At 68.8% G+C, this 6,878-nt stretch carries 5 protein-coding genes; 4 read left to right on the forward strand and 1 reads right to left on the reverse strand.

What is annotated here, in order from left to right; translation table 11 throughout:
* Window positions 1-43: 43 nt before the first annotated feature.
* From OHS16_RS19105 to OHS16_RS19115, 3 genes are all read left to right on the forward strand, one after another.
* Window positions 44-1,021 carry a cation diffusion facilitator family transporter gene (locus OHS16_RS19105; protein WP_328538424.1) on the forward strand — a complete coding sequence of 326 codons (978 nt, stop codon included), beginning with the start codon at window positions 44-46 and terminating at the stop codon, window positions 1,019-1,021.
* A gap of 892 nt (window positions 1,022-1,913) precedes the next feature.
* The gene (gene ahcY, locus OHS16_RS19110; protein WP_328538425.1) at window positions 1,914-3,371 is read left to right on the forward strand and encodes an adenosylhomocysteinase; all 1,458 of its coding nucleotides are present in this window, start codon (window positions 1,914-1,916) and stop codon (window positions 3,369-3,371) included.
* Window positions 3,372-3,564: 193 nt separating this feature from the next.
* The gene (locus OHS16_RS19115; RefSeq protein WP_328538426.1) at window positions 3,565-4,179 is read left to right on the forward strand and encodes a hypothetical protein; all 615 of its coding nucleotides are present in this window, start codon (window positions 3,565-3,567) and stop codon (window positions 4,177-4,179) included.
* A 46-nt stretch (window positions 4,180-4,225) separates the two neighbouring features.
* On the opposite strand, the gene OHS16_RS19120 is transcribed toward OHS16_RS19115, so the two are convergent.
* Window positions 4,226-5,302 (reverse strand): RDD family protein, encoded by a 1,077-nt coding sequence (locus OHS16_RS19120; RefSeq protein WP_328538427.1) that lies wholly within the window; start codon window positions 5,300-5,302, stop codon window positions 4,226-4,228.
* Between the two features lie 107 nt (window positions 5,303-5,409).
* Here OHS16_RS19120 and OHS16_RS19125 point away from each other — a divergent pair, with 107 nt between their 5' ends.
* On the forward strand, window positions 5,410-6,417 hold the full coding sequence (locus tag OHS16_RS19125; RefSeq protein WP_328538428.1) for a stage II sporulation protein M: 1,008 nt from the start codon (window positions 5,410-5,412) through the stop codon (window positions 6,415-6,417).
* Window positions 6,418-6,878: the final 461 nt, after the last annotated feature.

Raw genomic sequence — 6,878 nt, forward strand, 5'->3', positions numbered from 1 at the left:
CGGTGCCGGGCCCGCAGCAGCGACGAAGGGAATATGTCCACCTATGAGTGCGTCAGGCGGAACCAGGGCGATTGTGGCGGCGCTCGGCGCCAACCTCGCGATCGCGGCAGCGAAGTTCGTGGCGTTCCTCTTCAGTGGCTCGTCGTCGATGCTTGCCGAGAGCGTGCACTCGCTCGCCGACTCGGGCAATCAGGGCCTGCTGCTGCTCGGCGGTAAGAAGGCGCAGCGCGAGGCGACACCGCAACATCCCTTCGGCTACGGCCGTGAGCGCTACATCTACGCCTTCCTCGTCTCGATCGTGCTCTTCTCGGTCGGCGGCATGTTCGCGCTCTACGAGGGCTACGAGAAGGTCAAGCACCCGCACTCCCTCGACAACTGGTACTGGCCGGTGGGTGTCCTGGTATTCGCGATCATCGCGGAGGGCTACTCCTTCCGTACGGCCATCAAGGAGTCCAACCAGACCCGGGGCTCGCTCTCCTGGTCGCAGTTCATCCGCCGCGCCAAGGCTCCGGAACTCCCTGTTGTGCTGCTCGAGGACTTCGGCGCGCTGATCGGCCTGGTCCTGGCGCTGGCCGGAGTGGGTCTGGCGATCGGCACGGACAACGGTGTCTGGGACGGGATCGGCACTCTCTGCATCGGTACCCTGCTCATCCTGATCGCGTTGGTCCTGGCGGCGGAGACCAAGTCACTGCTGCTCGGCGAGGCGGCGGGCACTGAGGAGGTCGAACGGATCAGGGAGGCCATCGTCGACCACGAGACGGTCACCTCGGTGATCCACATGCGGACGCTCCACCTCGGTCCTGAGGAACTGCTGGTCGCCGCCAAGATCGCTGTTCAGCACGACGACACGGCGACCCAGGTGGCCCATGCGATCAACGCCGCCGAGGACCGCATCAGGTCCGCGGTCCCGATCGCCCGGGTGATCTACCTGGAGCCGGACATCTACAGCGAGGCGCAGGCCGCCGCCGGCGACGACCCCGCGGCGACACCGGGCGGCCCGTCCCCCGTGCCGGAGCACTGACCCGCCGGGGGAGTGACTGGGGAGTGACGGCCGGGGCGGTGACCACCAGGGGAAAGAGGCCGGGGCAGTGGGAGCGTGGACGCTGACCGCCTGGACGCCGGCCGCCTGGTTCTGGCCGGCCCCGGTGCTGGGGCTGTGGCCGGCTGCACCTGCTGGCGTCCTGACCCGCCCGGTCCAGGTGCCGTAGCCGTGGCCGTCTGAACCTGGTGAAGTCCTGGGCGTACGCGGGTGCCGGAGCGCTGAGCGTCTGCACCTGTCGGAACCCAGGACGTTCAGGGCGCCGGCGCCCTGAACGTCTGACCCTGCCGGGGCGCCGACCGTTCCCGGGTGCCGGGCGCTGATCCGGCCCGTGCGGGGCTGCCGGTGCCGTGACCGTGTGAACCTGCCGGGGCGCAGGCCGCTCGTGGCTGCCGGGGTGCTGATCGGCCCACGGGGTGCCCCGCTGCCGGTGCCGGGGGCCGTGACCGTTCGAGCCGGCCGGGCCCTGATCTGCCCGGCGTGGGGTGGCCACGGTGCCGGGGTCCTCGGCGGCTGCACCTGCCGGAGCGCCGACCGTACGCCGTACGGCGTACGCCGACTGCTGTCGTCGATGACGGGGACCAGTCGTCCATCTGGCGGCCCGGTCCCCGGGCGTCGTCCGGCACCGGTCGCTCCCGAGCGGCCGCCCCCGGCCCAGGCGGGCTGGGGCCGACCGAGCAGGTCGGTGTAGATTCGAGGTGAGCCAGACGTCGCTGCTGATGGCGGTCGGGCGGTCCGTAGTACGGACCGGCCGAGGGAGAGAGGGCCTCCGACGGACTGCGCCGCGAGCGCTCGGGCATTCCTGTGCCTCCACGCCCGTCGCCGCAGCATCCGGTCCCTACACCCTCGACCAACCTTCCGAGGAGCAGCTCATATGACGACTGACGCCAGCAGCCAGGACTTCAAGGTCGCCGACCTGTCCCTGGCCGCCTACGGGCGCAAGGAGATCACCCTCGCCGAGCACGAGATGCCCGGCCTGATGTCGATCCGCAAGGAATACGCGTCGGCGCAGCCGCTGGCCGGCGCCCGTGTCACCGGTTCGCTGCACATGACCGTGCAGACCGCCGTCCTGATCGAGACACTGGTCGCCCTCGGCGCCGAGGTCCGCTGGGCCTCCTGCAACATCTTCTCCACCCAGGACCACGCCGCCGCCGCCATCGCGGTCGGCCCCGAGGGCACCCCGGACGCCCCCGCCGGCATCCCGGTCTTCGCCTGGAAGGGGGAGACGCTGGAGGAGTACTGGTGGTGCACGGAGCAGGCACTGACCTGGCCCAACACCTCCACCGGCGGTCCGAACATGATCCTGGACGACGGGGGCGACGCAACCCTCCTCGTTCACAAGGGTGTCGAGTTCGAGAAGGCCGGTGCTGTCCCCGACCCGGCCACCGCGGACAGCGAGGAGTACAGCTACATCCTGCAGCTCCTCAACCGCACTCTCGGTGAGAACCCGCAGAAGTGGACCCAGCTCTCCTCCGAGATCCGCGGCGTCACGGAGGAGACCACCACCGGGGTCCACCGTCTGTACGAGATGCAGCGCGACGGGCAGCTCCTCTTCCCGGCGATCAACGTCAACGACGCGGTCACCAAGTCCAAGTTCGACAACAAGTACGGATGCCGCCACTCCCTGATCGACGGCATCAACCGCGCCACTGACGTCCTCATCGGCGGCAAGGTCGCGGTCGTCTGCGGATACGGCGACGTGGGCAAGGGCTGCGCGGAGTCACTGCGCGGCCAGGGCGCACGGGTGATCATCACCGAGATCGACCCGATCTGCGCCCTGCAGGCAGCCATGGACGGCTTCCAGGTCGCGACCCTCGACGACGTCGTCTCCATTGCTGACATCTTCGTCACCACGACCGGCAACAAGGACATCATCATGGCCGCCGACATGGCCAAGATGAAGCACCAGGCCATCGTCGGGAACATCGGTCACTTCGACAACGAGATCGACATGGCGGGCCTGGCCAAGATCCCCGGCATCGTCAAGGACGAGGTCAAGCCCCAGGTCCACACCTGGAAGTTCGCCGACGGCAAGACGCTGATCGTCCTCTCCGAGGGGCGCCTGCTGAACCTGGGCAACGCGACCGGCCACCCGTCGTTCGTGATGTCCAACTCGTTCGCGGACCAGACGCTGGCCCAGATCGAGCTGTTCACCAAGCCCCAGGAGTACCCGACCGATGTCTATGTGCTGCCCAAGCACCTCGACGAGAAGGTCGCCCGTCTCCACCTGGACGCGCTCGGCGTGAAGCTCACGACGCTCCGCCCCGAACAGGCCGCCTACATCGGTGTCGAGGTCGAGGGCCCGTACAAGTCGGACCACTACCGCTACTGACCGCGTCCGGGACCGACCCGGGTTCCGGACCACTCCGCAGCGGTGCGTGCCGTCACCCGCGGCCGTTGTCGTCAGCGGCTGCGGGATATCCGCTGCCGGCGGACGGCCGCAGTAGTCAAGTACCGGGCAGGCCCCCGCACCCCCGTGTCGGGGGGCCTGCCCCGTACCGGCCTCAGACAGCCCCAAGGACCCCATGCCCCGCGGCCGTTATTCGCTCCACGATCTGCACGACCACACCCCTCTCGGCGAAGAACACTTCCACTGTGCGCCCGGCCCTTCCGGCTGGCGCTACGTCTCGCAGACCACGACCCCCTCCGGTGACCACGCCGGCTCCGTCGATCTGGCCATCGACGAACTGGGCCGCCCCATCCGCCTCGAAGTCCACGCCGCGAGCTGGCAGGTGCGCGGCGCCGCCATCGAGGGAGTCACCTGGGTGCGTACCGATCCCACCGGTGCCTATGCCACCGAAGGCAATGCCCCCGCTCACGCCTTCACCGGCACCTCCCCCGCCTTCCTTGTCGCAACAGCCCGTCTGCTCGGTCTCACCCCCGAATCCCCCGCTACTCGCGTCCGCCTGGTCGCCCTTACCGACCCGGTGCTGGCGCCCCGTACCGTCGACCAGTCCTGGGCGCTACTGAAGAGTGAAGCGCACGCCACTGACAACGGCCCCCTGCTGGTGGACGAATACCAGGTCAGCGCCCTGGACACCGGTGAGCAGTACGCGGTCCACATCGCCGGTGACGTAGTCCTGGCGGCCCCCGGCATCGAGCTCGAACACCTGGAGACCCCGCCTTCTGTCTTTCCCTGACCGCCGGGTCCACCGGATCGGCCTGGTCCGCCGCAGAAGCTGTCGGCTACGCAGGCGGTACGAAGCCCGTCGCGGGAGGCGCATCCGCACGGCCGGTCCGTTCAACACCCGGGCCGGAAGACGGTGTTGCAGAGGTGACGCGACCAGCGGAGTCGCCGGGTCCGGCCGGCGCACCGGGACCTGCCTGGGTGCCCGGAGAGCTGCCCTGTAGCCCCGGTGCGGCAGGTGCGGCCGGTACGGCCGCGAGCCCGTCCGGAGTTCCGGGCCCCCACGGTGACCTGGGTCCCGCGAACGACATGGAACACTCGGGCTCCGCCGTCTCCGGCGAACCCACCGCCGTCGCCCCCACGTCCGGACCGGCCGGACGCGACGCGGGCCCCCCGAACATCCGCCGGGCCTCCCTCGCCTGCCGCTCGTTCACCACAGCCGCCAAGTAGGCCGCCGGAGGCACTCCCTGGGGCGCCTGCACCCCCGTGGCGGCCACCAGATCAGCGGCCAGCCGCTCCGCCATCGCCCAGCTCACCGCCGCGTCGAGCTGCCGCATCCGGGTCAGGTACTGCCGAACGGCCAGCCACAGTCCATCGGGCACCGCGGAAAGATCCAATTGCCCGAACCGCCCGACCAGCCACGGCGGTGGGGGTGGCACGGCGCCGGCCCGCCCCGTATACACCCGCTCCCGGACGACCAGGGTTCCGGCGAAGACGTCACCGATCCGGCGCCCCCGCGCGGAAACCAGTGAGGCGATGCACGCGACGATCCCGAACGTCATCAGGATCTCCACCACACCGATCGCGCCGCGCACCAGCGCGTGGCGGAACCGGATCGGTCCCCCGTCGTCCCGCACCACCCGCAGCCCGCACGCCAGCTTTCCCAGTGAGCGCCCATGGCTGAGCGTCTCGACCGCGATCGGCGCCCCCACCAGCACCAGAAGGAAATTCGCCACGGTGATCGCTGCCTGCGCGGCATCGTCCAGGGACGCGGTGGCGGCCAGCAAGGCGATCGACCCCGCCAGATACACCGTCCACACCAGCACCAGGTCGATCGCCAGGGCCAGCGCCCGGCTCGGCAACCTCGCCGTGCGCAGCCCGAGTACGACTGCGTCCCCTGTCACGAGTTCACTCACCGGTGCCCACCCCTCAGTCGCCGCCCTTTCGCGCATCGCCGGACATCAGTCTGCCAAGCTGGCCCCAAGCGCGCCGTACGGACCGAGTGCTGGAGCTGCAGCCGACGATGGACCTCGACGTATTCGTCACCGCCCACCATGCCGAGTGGGACCGCCTGAACACCCTGCTGCACCGAGGGCGCCGTCTCACCGGAGCGGAAGCGGACGAGCTCGTCGTGCTGTATCAGCGGACCGCCACGCATCTTTCCCGTATTCAGTCGAGCGCTCCGGACCCGGTGCTCATCGCACGCCTGACGGAACTGGTGGCGCGCGCCCGTGCCACGGTGACCGGCACCCGGCAGGCCGGATGGCGGGACGCCGTCCACTTCCTCACGGCGGGATTTCCCGCCGCCGTCTACCGCGCCAGGCACTGGTGGGTGCCCACCGCGCTGATCTCCACCGGGCTCGCGGCTCTGATCGGCTGGTGGATCGCCACGCACCCCGAGGTCCAGGCGGCCATCGCACCCCCCGCGGAACTGCACGGTATGACCAGGCCCGGCGGTGAGTACGAGACGTACTACTCGAGCCACCCCGCAGCCTCCTTCGCCGCTCAGGTCTGGACGAACAACGCCCAGGCTGCGGCCATGTGCCTGACACTCGGCGTCTTCATCGGCATACCGGTCCTGTGGATCCTCTTCCTCAACATGCTCAACCTCGGAGTGGGAGCCGGTCTGATGTCGTCGGCAGGCCGCCTCGACACCTTCCTCGGCCTGGTGCTGCCGCACGGACTCCTCGAACTCACCGCGGTCTTCGTCGCGGCGGGCACGGGTCTGAGACTCGGCTGGACGCTCATCGATCCCGGGCCCAGGTCCAGGCGCACCGCCATGGCGGAGCAGGGCCGCGCCGCGATCGGAATGGCCATCGGCCTGGCCCTCGTCCTATTCGTCTCCGGTGCCATCGAGGGGTTCGTGACGCCGTCCGGCCTGCCGACCTGGTCCCGTATCGCCATCGGGATCGCGGTCGAGGCCCTGTTCCTGCTGTACGTCTACGCAGTGGGTGGCCGAGCCGCACGCGTGGGTGAGACCGGAGACCTGGAGGACGCCGGGCGCAGCGCCGTTCTCCCCGTCGCAGCGTGATGTGCGTACGACCCCTCTGAGCTGCTAGTGTCTCCCTCGCCCACAAAAGCCGTTGACACGGTTCGCGTGGGGAGGTAGATTAGAACGGTTGCCCCAAACTGGACAGGTTCGGGGCTCGACGGTTAGAGTCTCTCTCGCTCGCGGAAATCATTTCCGCTGAGCCTTCCGATTTTCGAATCAAGTAGCCGATTAGCTCGGCCGAAATGATTCTGATAAAGTCGGAGTCGCCGGAAAGGGAAACGCGAAAGCGAAGAACTGGAAAGCAATCCCCGGCCGACCGGGAATCGGACACGAAAGAGTCTGATAGAGTCGGAAACGCAAGACCGAAGGGAAAAGCCCGGAGGAAAGCCCGAGAGGGTGAGTACAAAGGAAGCGTCCGTTCCTTGAGAACTCAACAGCGTGCCAAAAGTCAACGCCAGATATGTTGATACCCCGTCTCGTAAGAGACGCGGTTCCTTTGA

It is taken from the genome of Streptomyces sp. NBC_00344, from assembly GCF_036088315.1.
Lineage (GTDB): Bacteria > Actinomycetota > Actinomycetes > Streptomycetales > Streptomycetaceae > Streptomyces.

Coding starts and splice junctions, on each gene's coding strand:
- OHS16_RS19115 (WP_328538426.1), top strand. CDS start 3,565: ATGCCCCGCGGCCGTTATTCGCTCCACGATCTGCACGACCACACCCCT.
- OHS16_RS19105 (WP_328538424.1), top strand. CDS start 44: ATGAGTGCGTCAGGCGGAACCAGGGCGATTGTGGCGGCGCTCGGCGCC.
- OHS16_RS19125 (WP_328538428.1), top strand. CDS start 5,410: ATGGACCTCGACGTATTCGTCACCGCCCACCATGCCGAGTGGGACCGC.
- ahcY (WP_328538425.1), top strand. CDS start 1,914: ATGACGACTGACGCCAGCAGCCAGGACTTCAAGGTCGCCGACCTGTCC.